This is a genomic window from Streptomyces sp. NPDC027663 (assembly GCF_055566415.1).
This window is the reverse complement of the sequence record NZ_JBVHSK010000001.1, coordinates 296196-311516: the sequence shown is the minus strand read 5'-3', so window position 1 is coordinate 311516 and position 15321 is coordinate 296196. Positions and strand designations below refer to the sequence as shown.

14 protein-coding genes are annotated in these 15321 nt (G+C 69.7%); 6 read left to right on the top strand and 8 right to left on the bottom strand.

Annotated elements, in window-relative coordinates:
* Positions 1-211: 211 nt before the first annotated feature.
* Both ACZ4SF_RS01375 and ACZ4SF_RS01370 read right to left on the bottom strand, forming a co-directional pair.
* On the bottom strand, positions 212-493 hold the full coding sequence (locus ACZ4SF_RS01375; protein WP_468376606.1) for a hypothetical protein: 282 nt from the start codon (positions 491-493) through the stop codon (positions 212-214).
* Positions 494-711: 218 nt separating this feature from the next.
* Positions 712-1197 carry a hypothetical protein gene (locus ACZ4SF_RS01370; protein WP_468376603.1) on the bottom strand — a complete coding sequence of 162 codons (486 nt, stop codon included), beginning with the start codon at positions 1195-1197 and terminating at the stop codon, positions 712-714.
* Positions 1198-1655: 458 nt separating this feature from the next.
* Here ACZ4SF_RS01370 and ACZ4SF_RS01365 point away from each other — a divergent pair, with 458 nt between their 5' ends.
* Both ACZ4SF_RS01365 and ACZ4SF_RS01360 read left to right on the top strand, forming a co-directional pair.
* The gene (locus tag ACZ4SF_RS01365) at positions 1656-2300 is read left to right on the top strand and encodes a hypothetical protein (protein ID WP_468376600.1); all 645 of its coding nucleotides are present in this window, start codon (positions 1656-1658) and stop codon (positions 2298-2300) included.
* A 73-nt stretch (positions 2301-2373) separates the two neighbouring features.
* Positions 2374-2652: a hypothetical protein gene (locus tag ACZ4SF_RS01360; RefSeq protein WP_468376599.1), complete on the top strand. Its 279-nt coding sequence runs from the start codon at positions 2374-2376 to the stop codon at positions 2650-2652.
* A gap of 323 nt (positions 2653-2975) precedes the next feature.
* Here the strand turns inward: ACZ4SF_RS01360 and ACZ4SF_RS01355 are convergent, their stop codons facing one another.
* Entirely contained in the window at positions 2976-3737 is a 762-nt protein-coding gene (locus ACZ4SF_RS01355; protein ID WP_468376596.1) for a chaplin, read from the bottom strand.
* Between the two features lie 232 nt (positions 3738-3969).
* Between ACZ4SF_RS01355 and ACZ4SF_RS01350 the strand changes: the two genes are divergently transcribed.
* A complete protein-coding gene (locus ACZ4SF_RS01350; RefSeq protein ID WP_468376593.1) occupies positions 3970-4209 on the top strand; it encodes a heavy-metal-associated domain-containing protein in 240 nt (79 codons plus the stop codon).
* A gap of 87 nt (positions 4210-4296) precedes the next feature.
* Positions 4297-6573 carry a heavy metal translocating P-type ATPase gene (locus ACZ4SF_RS01345; protein ID WP_468376589.1) on the top strand — a complete coding sequence of 759 codons (2277 nt, stop codon included), beginning with the start codon at positions 4297-4299 and terminating at the stop codon, positions 6571-6573.
* Positions 6574-7201: 628 nt separating this feature from the next.
* Here ACZ4SF_RS01345 and ACZ4SF_RS01340 read toward each other — a convergent pair.
* Entirely contained in the window at positions 7202-8491 is a 1290-nt protein-coding gene (locus ACZ4SF_RS01340; RefSeq protein ID WP_468376586.1) for a citrate synthase, read from the bottom strand.
* A gap of 178 nt (positions 8492-8669) precedes the next feature.
* Complete coding sequence (gene recD2 / locus ACZ4SF_RS01335; protein ID WP_468376583.1) at positions 8670-10946, bottom strand: SF1B family DNA helicase RecD2; 2277 nt, start codon at positions 10944-10946, stop codon at positions 8670-8672.
* A gap of 53 nt (positions 10947-10999) precedes the next feature.
* Between recD2 and ACZ4SF_RS01330 the strand changes: the two genes are divergently transcribed.
* Both ACZ4SF_RS01330 and ACZ4SF_RS01325 read left to right on the top strand, forming a co-directional pair.
* On the top strand, positions 11000-11515 hold the full coding sequence (locus tag ACZ4SF_RS01330; RefSeq protein WP_468376580.1) for a hypothetical protein: 516 nt from the start codon (positions 11000-11002) through the stop codon (positions 11513-11515).
* A gap of 149 nt (positions 11516-11664) precedes the next feature.
* The gene (locus tag ACZ4SF_RS01325) at positions 11665-12639 is read left to right on the top strand and encodes a CorA family divalent cation transporter (protein ID WP_468376578.1); all 975 of its coding nucleotides are present in this window, start codon (positions 11665-11667) and stop codon (positions 12637-12639) included.
* 135 nt (positions 12640-12774) lie between these two features.
* Here ACZ4SF_RS01325 and ACZ4SF_RS01320 read toward each other — a convergent pair whose 3' ends face one another.
* The 3 genes from ACZ4SF_RS01320 to ACZ4SF_RS01310 are packed head-to-tail and all read right to left on the bottom strand — an operon-like array spanning position 12775 to position 15229.
* The gene (locus tag ACZ4SF_RS01320; RefSeq protein WP_468376575.1) at positions 12775-13560 is read right to left on the bottom strand and encodes an ABC transporter permease; all 786 of its coding nucleotides are present in this window, start codon (positions 13558-13560) and stop codon (positions 12775-12777) included.
* The gene (locus ACZ4SF_RS01315) at positions 13557-14519 is read right to left on the bottom strand and encodes an ATP-binding cassette domain-containing protein (RefSeq protein ID WP_468376574.1); all 963 of its coding nucleotides are present in this window, start codon (positions 14517-14519) and stop codon (positions 13557-13559) included. Before ACZ4SF_RS01315 ends, ACZ4SF_RS01320 begins: the two co-directional genes overlap by 4 nt.
* Before the next feature lie 38 nt (positions 14520-14557).
* Complete coding sequence (locus tag ACZ4SF_RS01310; protein WP_468376571.1) at positions 14558-15229, bottom strand: DUF4097 family beta strand repeat-containing protein; 672 nt, start codon at positions 15227-15229, stop codon at positions 14558-14560.
* Positions 15230-15321 lie beyond the last annotated feature (92 nt).

Genomic DNA, 15321 nt, shown 5'->3' with positions numbered 1-15321 from the left:
GGGGGGTGGATGCGATCCCTGAGGGATCGGCATTTCGTTCAGCCATGAAGACTGGTATGCAATTCCCGAAACAGCCAGCGACGCGCCGAACTCGAACAATCCTTGTCACCTCGGAGAGCCTGCTGGTGCATGCAAATGGCCCCGGCACTCTGCCTGACGCCCGAGCGCCGGGACCATTGATCGTCCGACGCCTGGGCGCCGAACCAGGTGATTACAGGGCGCTGTTGTTGCAGCCCATGCTCGAGCCGATGTCCGTGGCCTGGGCGCCCGGGTTGCCCTCGCCGTTGAGGGCGTTGCCCAGCACGCCGTTGAGCACGCCAACCTCGCCGAGGACGTCGAGGTTCAGGTCGTGCGACTTGCAGTGAGAGCTCTGCCCGATGTTGAACTTGTCACCCTGGCCCTTGCCCTCGCCGCCTGCGTGAGCCGTGCCGCTCACGAGTCCGATGGTGCCGAGCGCGGCAATCAGAACGGCGACGCTACGAAGCTTGCGCATGTCATCTCCGGTGGAGTGAGTGGGTGCGATCTGTGACAGATCGACTTGCTACCGTCACGAGAGACTAGTACGAACTATCCCAAAACGGACACGGGCGCACCGTGTTTCGCGCTCGCGTCGCAGGTCCACCCGAAAGCCGTAACGCCCGCGCACGGGCCCCCGGGTCGCGAATCCCCGAGGGCCCGTGCCGTACGCCGGTGTTCGGCCGTCGGCCGACGTCACTGCCGCATGCTGGTCGCACTGGCGAGGGAGTTCGCCTGGCTGCTGGCCTGCGTGCAGTCGACGCCCCGCGTCTCGGACGCGCCGAGCAGGGCGACCGGGACGTTCGCGTCGAGCAGGGTCTGCGGGCTGCACTCCTGGTACGGGCGGAACAGATTGTTCTGGTGCACCGGGGCGCCCTGCTGCGACTGCGAAGCCTGCGGAGTGATCTGCGGGCTGATCTGCGGATTGAGCTGCGGGTTGATCTGGGGGGCGACCTGGGTGCCCCGCTGCGGGGCCGCCTGCTGCTGGGCCGGAGAGCCGTACGTCTGCGCGGTCGCCTGCGACGAGGTGGCCGCGCGGGCCTGGGCGTCCGGCTGCGAAACGGGAGGCGGTGCAGCGCCGTTGTAGGCGGCGGGGGTTGTGGCGGAGCTGGGGCCGGCGCCGACGGCGGACAGACCGCCGGCTGCTGCTACGACGAGCGCGACTTGCTGAAGCTTGCGCATGGAAATCCTCGGCCCTTCATTGACCTGTACACGGAATCTGGTGAAATGCCGAATGCGGCAGCGCAGTTGTCGCTGTTCTTGCTGCCATATGCGGCGGCGATGGAGCATCGCTCTCGGCTCCGTGGGGAACGAGACGAGCGCGGACTCGGATACGGGCGGTACATGGGGGTCACCCATTTGCCGCAAGGGCCCGGGAAACGCATGGACGCCCCGGTGAGCGGCATTCGGGTGACGGGCCATCAGGACCGTGACCACAGCGAAGGAATCGTCGTTCCAACGGGGAGAGGGCAGCGACCGTTGACCCGTAGTAGGGATGAGGGAATTCGTTGTCGGCTCCGACGCGAAGTCCGCGTGCAGCCAAGCAATGACGCTGCCGATCGTGCAGTACGAACATCGCACGAGTCGTATGCGCGACCGCGGAAATGCAATGTTTCAGGTATCGAAGGGCCGAGGGTTTCATGCGCAAGCTTCACAAGGCCGCGCTCGTCGTAGCAGCGGCCAGCGGTCTGTCCGCCATCGGAGTCGGCGTCAGCCATGCCGACACTCTCGCCGGACCCGTCGGTCCGGCTCCGGCGCCGGCTCCCGATTACCCGGCCCCCCAGGCCGCACCCCCGGCACCTGCTCCTCAGCAGGCCCCACTCACGGCACCCGCCCCCCAGCCGGCCGTACTCACGGCACCCGCTCCCCAGCCGGCCCCGCCACTGCAGCAGCAGACCGGTTACGCCGCCGCCGCGGCCACGTCACAGGGAACGGCACAGGCCGCCACCTCGCCGTACCCGCAACAGGCCGCTCCCGCACAACCGGTGCAGGCAGCGCCCGCGCAGCCGGTACAGGCGGCCCCCGCACCGCCGGCGCAGGTCGTGCCGCAGGTCATGCCGCAGGTCATGCCCCAGGTCGCCCCGCAGGTGGCCATGCCCCAGGCGCTCGGCGCGGAGCCGCCGGCGTGGGTCGCCCCGGAGGTGAACCCGCAGATCAACCCGCAGATCAACCCACTCCTCAACCCGCAGGTCACGCCGGGGAGCGTGCCGGAGGTGGCTCCGGTCGGCCTCGGGCAGATCGCGGCACCTCCCATCGGCCAGCTGGGTCTTCCCCGACTCGGCTGACGACCTCCCGCAGTCGTCCGCAATCCCCGATCGATCTGTTGCGGACCCCGTCCGCCCAACCAACGGAGAACTCATGCGCAAGATCCAGAAGGCAGTCCTCGTGGGCGCCATCCTCGGCAGCGTCGGCGCCCTCGGCGGCAGCACCGTCGCTTTCGCCCACGGTGAGCCGGGCCACGACCTCGACGTCACGCAGAACACCGAGTGCCGCTCGCACGACATGAACATCGAGGTGATCGGCAGCATCGGTGCCATCACCGGCCTGGCGGGCAACCTGCTGAACGGCGAAGGCAACCCGGGCGCGCAGCAGAACCACCTCGGTTCGGACATGGGCTGCAACAACTCGGCCCTCTGACGGTCCGTCACTTTTCGTTCGGGCGCACACAGACCATTGCGGCGAGACCACCTCACCACCCTCGCGGTGGTGAGGTGGTCTCGCCGTCCTTGTGTGCCCGTCCGGCTCGGACCGGCGTCCTGAGCGGTCCGGACACGCCACGGGCCCCAGGAGCAACTGCTGTGGCTCCTGGGGCCCGATTCGAAGGGAACGCATCTCTTCAACGACGCTGCGCTCCGGGGGTCACGCGGTGATCCAGCGGTGACGCGGTGGCAGCCGGGGGGTCGGGACAGGCTCACGGTGCTCGTCCGGACCGGGGCGTGCCCGAGGACCGGGGGGCCCGGTCAGCGGGTGCGGCCGGGGCTGAAGCGGCGGTACAGGATCCCGCCCGCGACGATGAGCGCGGCACTGCCGGCGAGGCCGGGGGCCGTGAGGTCCGCTCCGGTGTGGGCCAGCGAGGGCGCCACATGGCGCGGGGTGTGGGACCGGACGGCGGCCGGGGGCTTGGCTGCCCGGGGCTTCGGGACCGTGGTGTGCGGGGGCTGGTCCGGGTGGTCACCGGAGTCGTTGACCGACTCGTTGCCGAAGACCGCATTGCCCACGCCGACCACGTTGACGCTGTTCCCGGAGAGGTTCAGCGGCACGTCGACCGGGAGCTGGAGGCTGTTGCCCGACAGCAGCCCGGGCGAGTCCGCGGTGCCGCCGTGAGCCGACGCCCCGCCGGATGCGGCCGATCCGCCGTTCCCCTGAGCACGGACGGCATGCTCCGCGCCGCCCGTCGTCGCGCCGCCGGCCTTCTTTGCGCCGCCGGCCTTCTCCGAGCCGCTGGTGCCCGCACCGCCGGCCTTCGCCGAGCCACTGTTCGCGCAGGCGTTGCCCGCGGCCGGGTTGAGCAGCCCCACGACGTCCCCCGTGTTGCCGCACACGTTCACCGGCACGTGCACCGGGACCTGGACGGAGTTTCCGGAGAGCACCCCGGGCGAGCCGCTCGCCGTGGCGTCGGCACCGGTCCCCTCGGCCGCGAAGGCGGCGGACACCGGCAGGGCCACGGCCATCGCGCCGGACGCGGCGACGGCGATCGCACCGTATCGGGTAGTCCGTCTCATGAGTTTCCTGCCTTCCTGACATCGTCGCGGGCACTTACCCGCACCTCATAGAACGCGGGGCGAACCATCGGGGTTATGGCGTGCCGTCCTTCAGTTGCTCCGAGTGAGCCACCGGTGCGGAGGACCGTCACGCCACGTGCTTGGTGAAATACCCCCTAGGGGTATACAGTCGGTGGAGCGGGTTTCCCATGGACCTCACTGACCGCACCACATCGCCACAAGGAGCAACGACATGACCGCCCAGACCGACACCCCGGGCTCTGTCACCGCCGTCTACAAGGTGACCGGCATGAGCTGTGGCCACTGCGAGGGCTCCGTCTCCGGCGAGATCTCCCAGATCCCCGGCGTCACCTCGGTGAAGGCCGTCGCGTCCACGGGCGAGGTGACCGTCGTCTCCCAGTCCCCGCTGGACGACGAGGCCGTGCGCGCCGCCGTGGACGAGGCCGGCTTCGAGCTGGCCGGCAAGGCCTGAGAACGCCTCTCCCTTTCCCCGACCGGGCCGTGCCGACCAGCTGATACTGGATTCCGTACGGTCCGGTCCGATGTCTGGAGTCCGGACATGACGAGCACCACCGCAGAGAACGCCGCCGCGATAGGCGGCACCGCCGACGTCGAGCTGCTCATCGGCGGGATGACCTGCGCCTCCTGCGCCGCCCGGGTGGAGAAGAAGCTCAACCGGATGGACGGTGTGAGCGCCACCGTCAACTTCGCCACCGAGAAGGCCAGGGTCAGCATCACCGACGGTGTCCGGGTCGCCGACCTGATCGCCACCGTGGAGCGGACGGGGTACACCGCCGAGGAGCCCCCGCCGCCGGAACCCGCGCCCGAGGCCGGACCGGACACCCCCCAGGACGATCCCGGACTCGGCGCGCTCCGCCACCGCCTGCTCGTCTCCGCGCTGCTCGCCGCGCCCGTGGTCCTGCTCGCGATGGTCCCCGCGCTGCAGTTCGACAACTGGCAGTGGCTCTCCCTCACGCTCGCAGCGCCGGTGGTCGTCTGGGGCGGCGCCCCCTTCCACCGGGCCGCCTGGACCAATGCCCGGCACGGCGCGGCCACGATGGACACCCTCGTCTCGGTCGGCACGCTGGCCGCGTTCGGCTGGTCACTGTGGGCGCTGTTCTTCGGTGACGCGGGCATGGCCGGCATGCACGACGAGTTCCGCTTCACCGTCTCCCGCATGGACGGCGCCTCCACCGTCTATCTGGAGGTGGCCGCCGGAGTCGTCGCGCTGATCCTGCTCGGCCGCTACCTGGAGGCCCGCTCCAAGCGCCGCGCCGGCGCGGCCCTGAGGGCCCTGATGGAGCTGGGCGCCAAGGACGTGGTGGTGCTGCGGGACGGCCGCGAGGTGCGCGTACCGGCGTCGTCACTCGCCGTCGGCGACCGGTTCGTCGTACGGCCCGGCGAGAAGATCGCCACCGACGGCACGGTCGTGGAGGGTGTCTCCGCGGTGGACGCGTCCATGCTGACCGGCGAGTCCGTGCCGGTGGACGTCGGCCCCGGCGACCGGGTCACCGGCGCCACGGTCAACGCGGGCGGCCGGCTGGTCGTGGAGGCCGCCCGGGTCGGTGCCGACACCCAGCTCGCCCGGATGGCGAAGCTCGTGGAGGACGCGCAGAACGGGAAGGCCGAGGTGCAGCGGCTCGCCGACCGGATCTCCGCGGTGTTCGTTCCCGTGGTCGTCCTCGTCGCGCTCGGCACCTTCGGCGTGTGGCTGGGCGTCACCGGGGACACGGCGGCCGCGTTCACGGCCGCCGTCGCCGTCCTGATCATCGCCTGCCCCTGCGCGCTGGGCCTCGCCACGCCGACCGCGCTGATGGTCGGCACCGGGCGCGGCGCCCAGCTCGGCATCCTGATCAAGGGACCCGAGGTGCTGGAGTCCACGCGCCGCGTGGACACGGTCGTCCTGGACAAGACCGGCACGGTCACCACCGGCCGGATGAGCCTGCAGGCGGTGTACGCCGCCGAGGGCGAGGACGAGAAGGAGCTGCTGCGGCTCGCGGGCGCCCTGGAGCACGCCTCCGAGCACCCCGTGGCACGGGCGATCGCCGCCGGCGCCGAGGAGCGCCTGAACGGGGCGAGCGCGCAGCGCTCTCCCGGGTGGGCGCTGCCGGCGGTCGAGCACTTCGAGAACGTCCCCGGGCGGGGCGTACGCGGTCGCGTGGACGGCCGTGAGGTGGCCGTGGGGCGCCTGTACGACACGCTCCCGGAGGAGTTGGCCCGTGCGGCCCGCGCGGCCGAGGAGGAGGGCCGTACGGCCGTCGTGGCCGGCTGGGACGGGCGGGCCCGTGGGGTCCTCGCCGTGGCCGACGCGGTGAAGCCGACCAGCGCCGAGGCGGTCCGCGGACTGCGCGCGCTGGGGCTCACGCCGGTGCTGCTCACCGGGGACAACCGGACGGTCGCCGAGGCGGTCGCGAAGACCGTCGGCATCGACCAGGTGATCGCCGAGGTACTGCCGGAGGACAAGGTGGAGGTCGTACGGCGGCTGCAGCGTGAGGGACGCGCCGTGGCGATGGTCGGCGACGGCGTCAACGACGCGGCCGCGCTCGCCACCGCCGACCTGGGGCTCGCCATGGGCACCGGCACGGACGCGGCGATCGAGGCCGGCGATCTGACGCTGGTGCGCGGGGACCTGCGCGTGGCCGCGGACGCGATCCGGCTCGCCCGGCGCACCCTCGCCACCATCAAGGGCAATCTCGTGTGGGCCTTCGGCTACAACGTCGCCGCGCTGCCGCTGGCCGCCGCGGGGCTGCTCAACCCGATGATCGCGGGAGCGGCGATGGCCTTCTCGTCGGTGTTCGTCGTGACCAACAGCCTGCGGCTGCGGACCTTCCGGTGACCCGGCGGCAAACGGCGGGACCGATGTAAGAGTCCCCCTGGAGTCCGGCGCGAGCCTCACATAAGCTCTTCACAAGGCTCGCGCATCATCCTTACGCTTGAGTCCCGATTGCCATATCGGGGCTCTTGCGCGCCTAAGGGACATATGCAAGAGACGCAGATCACAGTGGTGCGAACGTAACCATCGAAGGGGTTCGAAGGTCTAAGTTGGCGATGTCAGACCAGCGTCTTGGGGGGCGCTGACTGGCATCTGGGGATGTCTTGGGGGACTTTCCCAGATCGGGGCACCTCCCTGCTCGAACAAAGTTCAGAGCTTGGGGGAGCGTTGCCGGGGCACGTACACCGGGAAGCTTTGAGCGGCCCTCCCAGCGTGCGTTGTCCCGGCAGACCGCACCGCATCACTGGAGTACGGCGGGTTCCGCCCGTCGTACTCAGACAGCGATTCAGGCGCTGTCCTCTCCGAGCGCCCGGCCGGATCCCGTGGGGGGAATCCGCACCGGGACATGGGAAGGCGCCCTGGTCGTCGGCCCGTGGGGGGACCGGCGTCAGGGCGCCTTCCGCTTGTCTCGCTTCTTCGACGCTGCCGATTCAGGGCCCACCGTTCCGGCAGGCCCTGCCCTTCAGTGCGCTCAGCGCTCCTCGACCGGCACGAAGTCGCGCTGGACGACGCCCGTGTAGATCTGGCGCGGGCGGCCGATGCGGGAGCCCGGCTCCTTGATCATCTCGGTCCACTGGGCGATCCAGCCCGGCAGGCGGCCGAGGGCGAACAGGACCGTGAACATCTCGGTCGGGAAGCCCATGGCCCGGTAGATCAGACCCGTGTAGAAGTCGACGTTCGGGTACAGCTTGCGCTCGACGAAGTAGTCGTCGGACAGCGCGTGCTCCTCCAGCTTGAGGGCGATCTCGAGGAGCTCGTCCTCCTTGCCCAGCGCGGAGAGCACGTCGTGCGCGGCGGCCTTGATGATCTTCGCGCGCGGGTCGAAGTTCTTGTAGACCCGGTGGCCGAAGCCCATCAGGCGGACGCCGTCCTCCTTGTTCTTCACCTTGCGGATGAAGGTGTCGACGCCGGCGCCGGAGTCGCGGATGCCCTCGAGCATCTCCAGGACGGACTGGTTGGCGCCGCCGTGCAGCGGACCCCACAGCGCGCTGATGCCGGCCGAGATCGACGCGAACATGTTGGCCTGCGAGGAACCGACCAGGCGGACCGTGGAGGTCGAACAGTTCTGCTCGTGGTCGGCGTGCAGGATCAGCAGCTTGTCCAGCGCCGCCACCACGACCGGGTCCAGCTCGAACTCCTGCGCCGGGACCGAGAAGGTCATGCGGAGGAAGTTCTCGACGTAGCCGAGGTCGTTGCGCGGGTAGACGAACGGGTGGCCGATCGACTTCTTGTACGCGTACGCCGCGATCGTCGGGAGCTTGGCGAGCAGGCGGATGGTGGAGAGGTCGCGCTGCTTCTCGTCGAACGGGTTGTGGCTGTCCTGGTAGAAGGTGGACAGCGCCGAGACGACCGAGGACAGCATGGCCATCGGGTGGGCGTCGCGCGGGAAGCCCCTGTAGAAGTTCTTGACGTCCTCGTGCAGGAGGGTGTGCCGCGTGATGTCGTTCTTGAACGTGGCAAGCTCGTCGACCGTCGGCAGTTCACCGTTGATCAGCAGGTACGCCACCTCGAGGAAGGTGGAGCGCTCGGCCAGCTGCTCGATGGGGTAGCCGCGGTAGCGGAGGATGCCCGCCTCGCCGTCGAGGTAGGTGACGGCGGATTTATAGGCGGCCGTGTTGCCGTAACCGCTGTCCAGAGTCACCAGACCGGTCTGGGCGCGGAGCTTCCCGATGTCGAAGCCCTTGTCACCGACGGTGCTGTCGACCACCGGGTAGGTGTACTCGCCGTCGCCGTACCGCAGTACTACAGAGTTGTCGCTCACGTCTTCCCTCACCGACGTAGTGCCTCATCTTCGAGGTGCCCTGACTGTCTCTACCATCCCCCATTTGGCTCAGCAGAGTGCACTCGGGGTCGACCATTGGGCCTATTGGCGGCACTCAGTGCCGCCAACCTGCTCATCCTGCCCCCTGGAAGGGGCATCCGGAAGTGCTCTGTGACCTTCATGACTCATTTGATCGATCATTTTTGCCGAGGAGTCTGAAGTCGAGGGCCGTACAGCGGCGTCCGGCCGACACCGTGCGCACCGCCTGCCCGATCGCCTTGCGTGAACCGACGAGGACGACCAGCTGTTTGGCCCGCGTGACCGCCGTGTAGAGCAGGTTCCGCTGGAGCATCATCCATGCTCCCGTGGTGACCGGAATCACCACCGCCGGATATTCACTCCCCTGTGAACGGTGGATCGTGACCGCGTAGGCATGTGCCAGTTCGTCCAGTTCGTCGAATTCGTACGGAACCTCCTCATCCTCGTCCGTCAGCACCGTCAGACGCTGGTCGACCGGATCGAGCGAGGTGACGACGCCCACGGTGCCGTTGAAGACACCGTTCTTGCCTTTCTCGTAATTGTTGCGAATCTGGGTGACCTTGTCGCCGACGCGGAAGACCCGGCCGCCGAACCGCTTCTCCGGCAGATCGGGCCGCCCCGGTGTGACGGCCTGCTGGAGCAGCCCGTTGAGCGCCCCCGCACCGGCCGGGCCCCGGTGCATCGGCGCGAGCACCTGCACGTCCCGGCGCGGGTCCAGCCCGAACCTGGCCGGGATCCGCCGGGCGGCCACCTCCACGGTGAGCCGGCCCGCGGCCTCGGTGTCGTCCTCGACGAAGAGGAAGAAGTCCTTCAGCCCGTCGGTGAGCGGATGCTGCCCCGCGTTGATCCGGTGCGCGTTGGTGACGACGCCGGACTGCTGCGCCTGCCGGAAGACCCGGGTCAGCCGGACGGCCGGGATCGGGCTCCCGTCGGCGAGCAGATCCCGGAGGACTTCACCGGCCCCGACGCTGGGCAGCTGGTCGACATCGCCCACGAACAGCAGGTGCGCCCCCGGTGGTACGGCCTTCACCAGCTTGTTGGCGAGCAGCAGGTCCAGCATGGACGCCTCGTCCACGACCACCAGGTCGGCGTCCAGCGGGCGGTCCCGGTCGTAGGCCGCGTCGCCTCCGGGTTTCAGCTCCAGCAGCCGGTGCACGGTGGAGGCCTCGGCACCGGTCAGCTCCGCCAGCCGCTTGGCGGCCCGGCCGGTCGGGGCGGCGAGCAGCACCTTGGCCCGCTTGGCCCGGGCCAGCTCCACGATCGAACGCACCGTGAAGGACTTGCCGCAGCCGGGACCGCCGGTGAGGACGGCGACCTTCTCGCTCAGCGCGAGCCTGACGGCGGCCTCCTGTTCCGGGGCGAGATCGGCGCCGGTACGGTCCTTCAGCCAGCCGAGGGCCCTGCCCCAGTCGACGTCCCGGAAGGCGGGCATCCGGTCCTGGCCGGTGCGCAGGAGCCGCAGCAGCTGGGCGGACAGCGACAGCTCGGCGCGGTGGAAGGGCACGAGATACACGGCGCTGACAGGCTCCGAGTCGCCCTCCGGCCCGGGCACCTTCTCCCGTACGACCCCCGGATCCACCCCCTCCTCCGGTGCCTGCCCCAGCTCGGCGAGGCACTCGATGACCAGCCCGGTGTCGACCTGGAGCAGCTTCACGGCATCCGCGATCAACCGCTCCTCGGGCAGGAAGCAGTGCCCCTGGTCCGCGGACTGCGACAGCGCGTACTGCAGTCCCGCCTTGACCCGCTCCGGGCTGTCGTGCGGGATGCCGACGGACTGGGCGATCTTGTCCGCGGTCAGGAACCCGATGCCCCAGACGTCGGCGGCGAGCCGGTACGGCTGCTCCTTGACGACGGAGATCGACGCGTCGCCGTACTTCTTGTAGATCCGCACGGCGATGGACGTGGACACCTCGACGGTCTGCAGGAAGAGCATGACGTCCTTGATCGCCTTCTGCTCCTCCCAGGCGTCGGCGATCTTCTTGGTGCGCTTGGGGCCGAGACCGGGGACCTCGATGAGCCTCTTCGGCTCCTCCTCGATGATCCGCAGCGTGTCCAGCCCGAAGTGCTGGGTGATCCGGTCGGCGAACACCGGGCCGATGCCCTTGACCAGCCCGGAGCCGAGATAACGCCGGATGCCCTGCACGGTCGCCGGCAGCACGGTCGTGTAGTTCTCCACGTGGAACTGCCGCCCGTACTGCGGGTGCGAACCCCAGCGGCCCTCCATGCGCAGGGACTCCCCCACCTGGGCACCGAGCAGCGCGCCGACGACCGTGAGGAGGTCGCCGCCGCCTCTTCCGGTGTCGACCCGGGCGACCGTGTAGCCGTTCTCCTCATTGGCGTACGTGATCCGCTCCAGCACGCCTTCGAGCACGGCGAGCTTGCGATCGGCCGTGGGGTTCCCCGCCTGGTGAGCCATGATCCGACGGTACCGGTGGGGTCTGACAACGGGCACTGTTACTGTGCGTGCCCGTGACAGACGCCAACGGCACAGACGACTGCCAGGAGTTGTACTCCCGCATCGAGGCCGCCACCGCAGGCACGCAGTACCGGATGCACCGGACTGTGCCGGGATTCGACCTCCTCGTGGACGTCAACGAGCCGCAGCTGCGGGAGATGCTGACCAGGAGCCGGGTCAGCCAGGTGCACACCTTCCGGGTGGCCCTGCGCCCCCAGGAGAAGCGCTTCACGCTCACGGACGTCGTGCGCACCGTCGAGTACGAGGTGGGACTCGGCGGAGTGCGGCTCGGCAGGACGGTCTCCATCGGCCGGAGCGTGTACGTCGAGAAGCGCTGGAACCTGGACGGCACGCTGGACTACTCCTTCTCGTCCGCCGACGGCCACCGCCTGATCCGGGCCGCCGCGCGTGAACTGGGCTGGCAGGAAGTCCGGCCCGCCAGTGTCAAGGTCGCCATCGGCGCGGGGATCTTCGGCGGCGTGATCGCCCTGGGCACGCTGATAGGCCTCGCGATCGCCTTCTGGCCCTGAGCGCTTGAACGCGAACCAGGCCCTGAGCGGCGCCGGATCCGTCATCCGTTCGGGCTGCCCGGCGAGGCACACGAGTGCCTGCGCATGCGGGAGCGCCGAAGCCCGCGGACGCTGGAGTCCGCGGGCTTCGAGACGAACGGCGAGGGGCGATGATCGTAACGGTGGTGTCGATGCCGGAGGGGGTCGTCACCCGTACGGACGTGGCGGAGGCACGCCGCCGGCTGGCCACGGACCGGTTCGTGCTCGTCGACGTCGAACTGCCGGTGGAGGCGCAGGCGGAGGCACGGCCGGTCGCCGGTCAACTGGGCCTGAACAGCGAGGGCCTGGACTGGTTCGGCAGAGCGGATGAGCCCCCGCGGGCCGAGTACCTGGGTGACCGGACCGGTTTCGTCGTGCCCGTGGTCGCCGAGGAGCGGATCGTCCACATCCACATGGTGGTGACCGAGCGCTTCCTGATCACCGTGCACCGGGGCCGGGCCGGCCTGGCGGGGACCCTCACCGAGGGGTTGCTGCACGAACGGCCCGCCGACCCGGTGGCCGTGCTCTTCCTCGTGCTCGGGGAGGCTCTGAGCACCTTTCGGGGGGCCGCCGTGCAGGCCCTGCTGGAGGCAGAGGAGATCGAGGACGACATGTTCGATGCACGGCATCCCGATCAGGTCTACCGCCTGGCGCGCCTACGACGCCGCTCCGCCATGCTGCACCACTTCCTGCGGCCTTTCCTCGAAGTGACCGACGCGATCCTGGCCCGGCGCATGACCAGTTCCGCCTTTCCGGAGAAGCGGCAACGGCTCGCCCGGGAGTTCCAGACCAGTGGGCGACTGGTGCTCGCGGACATCGAGTCCCTTCAGGAGGCCACCCGCCGGGCCTTCGCCAGCTACTCCTCGCTCGTCGCCGGCGAACAGAACGGTGTGATCAACCGGCTGGCCATCGTGTCGGTGATCTTCCTCCCCTTGTCGTTCCTGACCGGATTCTTCGGCATGAACTTCACGTTCCTGACGGACAGGCTGGAGAGCAGGGACGAGTTCTGGCTGCTCGCCGTGGGCTTGCAGGTGCTCGCCGTGTTCGTCTCCCTCTACATGCTCCATCGCACCCGGATCTGGCGCAGGCTGCGTGAGGACGACTGACCGCCGGAGCCGAAGGGCGCCGGGTGCGGCCGCGTCGTCGTAACCGAAAAGGGCGGCGTACTCCGACGTGGTGTCGGGGTACGCCGCCTTCGCGGGGTTCGTGCCGGCGGGGGGCTGCCCGCGCTGTCACGACGACTACTTGGGGTCCTGGTCGAACTTGGAGGTGGACCAGAAGTAGCCGAGGACCGCGAGGCCGATGCACCAGGCGAGGGCGAGCCATCCGTTGTGGCCGATCTCGGTGCCGAGGAGGAGGCCGCGCAGGGTCTCGATGGTGGGGGTGAAGGGCTGGTACTCGGCGATGGGCTGGAACCAGCCGGGCATCGAATGGACCGGGACGAAGGTGCTGGAGATCAGCGGGAGGAAGATCAGCGGCATGGCGTTGTTGCTGGCGGCCTCGGCGCTCGGGCTGACCAGGCCCATCCCGACGGCGATCCAGGTGAGGGCCAGGGCGAAGAGGGTGACCAGGCCGAAGGCCGCGACCCATTCCAGGGCGGTGGCGTCGGTGGACCTGAAGCCGATGGCGACGCCGACCGCGCCGACCAGGACCACGCTCATGACCGACTGCAGGACGCTGCCGATGACGTGTCCGATGAGGACGGAGCCACGGTGGATGGCCATGGTGCGGAAGCGGGCGATGATGCCCTCGGTCATGTCGGTGGAGACGGACACGGCGGTGCCGATGGTGGTGGAGCCGATGGTCATCAGCAGCAGGCCGGGCACGAGGTAGGCGAGGTAGTCGGAGCGGTCCCCGCCGCCGATGCCGGCGCTCATCGCGTCTCCGAAGATGTAGGTGAAGAGCAGCAACAGCATGACCGGCGTCAGCAGCAGGTTCAGCGTGAGCGACGGGTAGCGCCGGGCGTGGAGCAGGTTGCGGCGCAGCATCGTGGAGGAGTCGCGCACGGCGAGGGAGAGGGTGCTCATCGGACGGTCTCCTTGGGCTGGTCGAGGGTGGCGGCGGTGTCGGTCAGGGCGAAGAAGACGTCGTCGAGGTCGGGGGTGTGCACGGTCAGCTCGTCGGCCAGGACGCCGGCCGAGTCCAGCCGGTCGAGGAGGGAGCGCAGCTCGCGCTGGCTGCCGTCGCTCGGGAGCTGCAGGGAGAGGGACTCGTCCTTGCGGGTGGCCTCGCGCAGGGCGGTGGCGGCGGACTGGTAGGCGGCGGGGTCGGTGAAGCGGAGCTTCACGTGTCCGCCCGGGATCAGCCGCTTCAGTTCCTCGGCGGTGCCCTGCGCGGCGATCACACCGTCGTTCAGCACGGCGATGCGGTCGGCGAGTTCGTCCGCCTCCTCCAGGTACTGGGTGGTGAGGAAGACGGTGACGCCGTCGGAGACGAGGCCGCGGATGATCTGCCACATGGTGTGGCGTGAGCGCGGGTCGAGGCCGGTGGTCGGCTCGTCGAGGAAGATGATCCGCGGGTTGCCGACCAGGGTCATGGCGATGTCCAGGCGGCGCTTCATACCGCCGGAGTAGGTGGAGGCGGGCTTCTTCGCCGCGTCGACCAGGTCGAACCGCTCCAGCAGTTCGGCGGCCACCCGCCGCCCCTCCCTCCTGGACAGGTGGTGCAGGTCCGCCATGAGCCACATGTTCTCCTCGCCGGTGATCAGCCCGTCGACGGCGGAGAACTGCCCGGTGACGCCGATCGCGGCGCGCACCGCCTGCGGGTCGGTGGCGAGGTTGTGGCCGCCGACGTGGATCGGGCCGGAGCCGGGGTCGGGGGAGATGAGGGTGGAGAGGATCTTCACGGCGGTGGTCTTGCCGGCGCCGTTCGGGCCGAGCAGGGAGAAGATCGTCCCTTCGGGGACGGTCAGGTCGATGCCGTCGAGGACGGTCTTGTCGCCGTAGGACTTGTGCAGCCTGTTCGCCGCGATGGCCGGGGTCGTCATGGGGTGCTCCTCTTTCCAGGGCTTGGCAGGCTGCGGGTTCAGAGGCTGCGGGCGGTGATGTCGCCGTAGTTGGTGGTGGCGTGGATGTTCAGGCCGGCGTCGCCGCCGTCGGCGTTCTTGAGCGCGTTGCGGATCCGGCCGTGGCCGGTGCCCGCGTCAAGGGAGGCGGAGACGCCGGGGGCGGCGCCGACCGCGATGGTGCCGTGTTCGGTCCGCAGGGTGACCGTGCCGCGCACGGCCTCGGTGATCCGGATGTCGCCCCTCTGGGTGCTGATCTCCGCCGGGCCGCCCAGGCGGCCGACCGAGACGTCGCCGTCGACGGCGGCGAGGCGGGCGCTTGCGGCCTCGTCGAGCTTGACCGAGCGGTAGCCGCCCACGAAGGCGACGTCGCCGAGCCGTCCGACGCCGCGGAACTCGGCGGCAGCCGCCTTCGCCTCGACGTGGGAGCCGGCGGGCAGCTGGACGGTCACCTCGACGGACCCGGAGTTGCCGAGGAGCCGGTTCTTCGCCTCCGACGCCTTGATGTGCAGGACGCCGTCGCTGTAGGCGACTTCGATCTCCTTGACGGCGTTGACGTCGCGGCTCTTGGCGGCGTTGGCGGGACGGACCTCGACGGTGGTGTCGGTGCGGTCGGCGGCGATGAGCTGGATGCGGCCGGCGGGGATGTCCAGGACGGCGGCGACCGGGGCGGGGGTGTCGAACTTCTGCATCGCGGGCTCCTTCATCGGCTGCGCGGGCCCTTCCGGCCCGTCGTTTCTGATGACGGAAACGCTACGTTGCATTCACAGATATTGGCAACCAG

What these genes read in the sequence shown, in the direction of transcription:
- ACZ4SF_RS01375 (WP_468376606.1), bottom strand. Translation starts at nt 493, where the DNA reads ATGCGCAAGCTTCGTAGCGTCGCCGTTCTGATTGCCGCGCTCGGCACC.
- ACZ4SF_RS01370 (WP_468376603.1), bottom strand. Translation starts at nt 1,197, where the DNA reads ATGCGCAAGCTTCAGCAAGTCGCGCTCGTCGTAGCAGCAGCCGGCGGT.
- ACZ4SF_RS01365 (WP_468376600.1), top strand. Translation starts at nt 1,656, where the DNA reads ATGCGCAAGCTTCACAAGGCCGCGCTCGTCGTAGCAGCGGCCAGCGGT.
- ACZ4SF_RS01360 (WP_468376599.1), top strand. Translation starts at nt 2,374, where the DNA reads ATGCGCAAGATCCAGAAGGCAGTCCTCGTGGGCGCCATCCTCGGCAGC.
- ACZ4SF_RS01355 (WP_468376596.1), bottom strand. Translation starts at nt 3,737, where the DNA reads ATGAGACGGACTACCCGATACGGTGCGATCGCCGTCGCCGCGTCCGGC.
- ACZ4SF_RS01350 (WP_468376593.1), top strand. Translation starts at nt 3,970, where the DNA reads ATGACCGCCCAGACCGACACCCCGGGCTCTGTCACCGCCGTCTACAAG.
- ACZ4SF_RS01345 (WP_468376589.1), top strand. Translation starts at nt 4,297, where the DNA reads ATGACGAGCACCACCGCAGAGAACGCCGCCGCGATAGGCGGCACCGCC.
- recD2 (WP_468376583.1), bottom strand. Translation starts at nt 10,946, where the DNA reads ATGGCTCACCAGGCGGGGAACCCCACGGCCGATCGCAAGCTCGCCGTG.
- ACZ4SF_RS01325 (WP_468376578.1), top strand. Translation starts at nt 11,665, where the DNA reads ATGATCGTAACGGTGGTGTCGATGCCGGAGGGGGTCGTCACCCGTACG.
- ACZ4SF_RS01320 (WP_468376575.1), bottom strand. Translation starts at nt 13,560, where the DNA reads ATGAGCACCCTCTCCCTCGCCGTGCGCGACTCCTCCACGATGCTGCGC.
- ACZ4SF_RS01315 (WP_468376574.1), bottom strand. Translation starts at nt 14,519, where the DNA reads ATGACGACCCCGGCCATCGCGGCGAACAGGCTGCACAAGTCCTACGGC.
- ACZ4SF_RS01310 (WP_468376571.1), bottom strand. Translation starts at nt 15,229, where the DNA reads ATGCAGAAGTTCGACACCCCCGCCCCGGTCGCCGCCGTCCTGGACATC.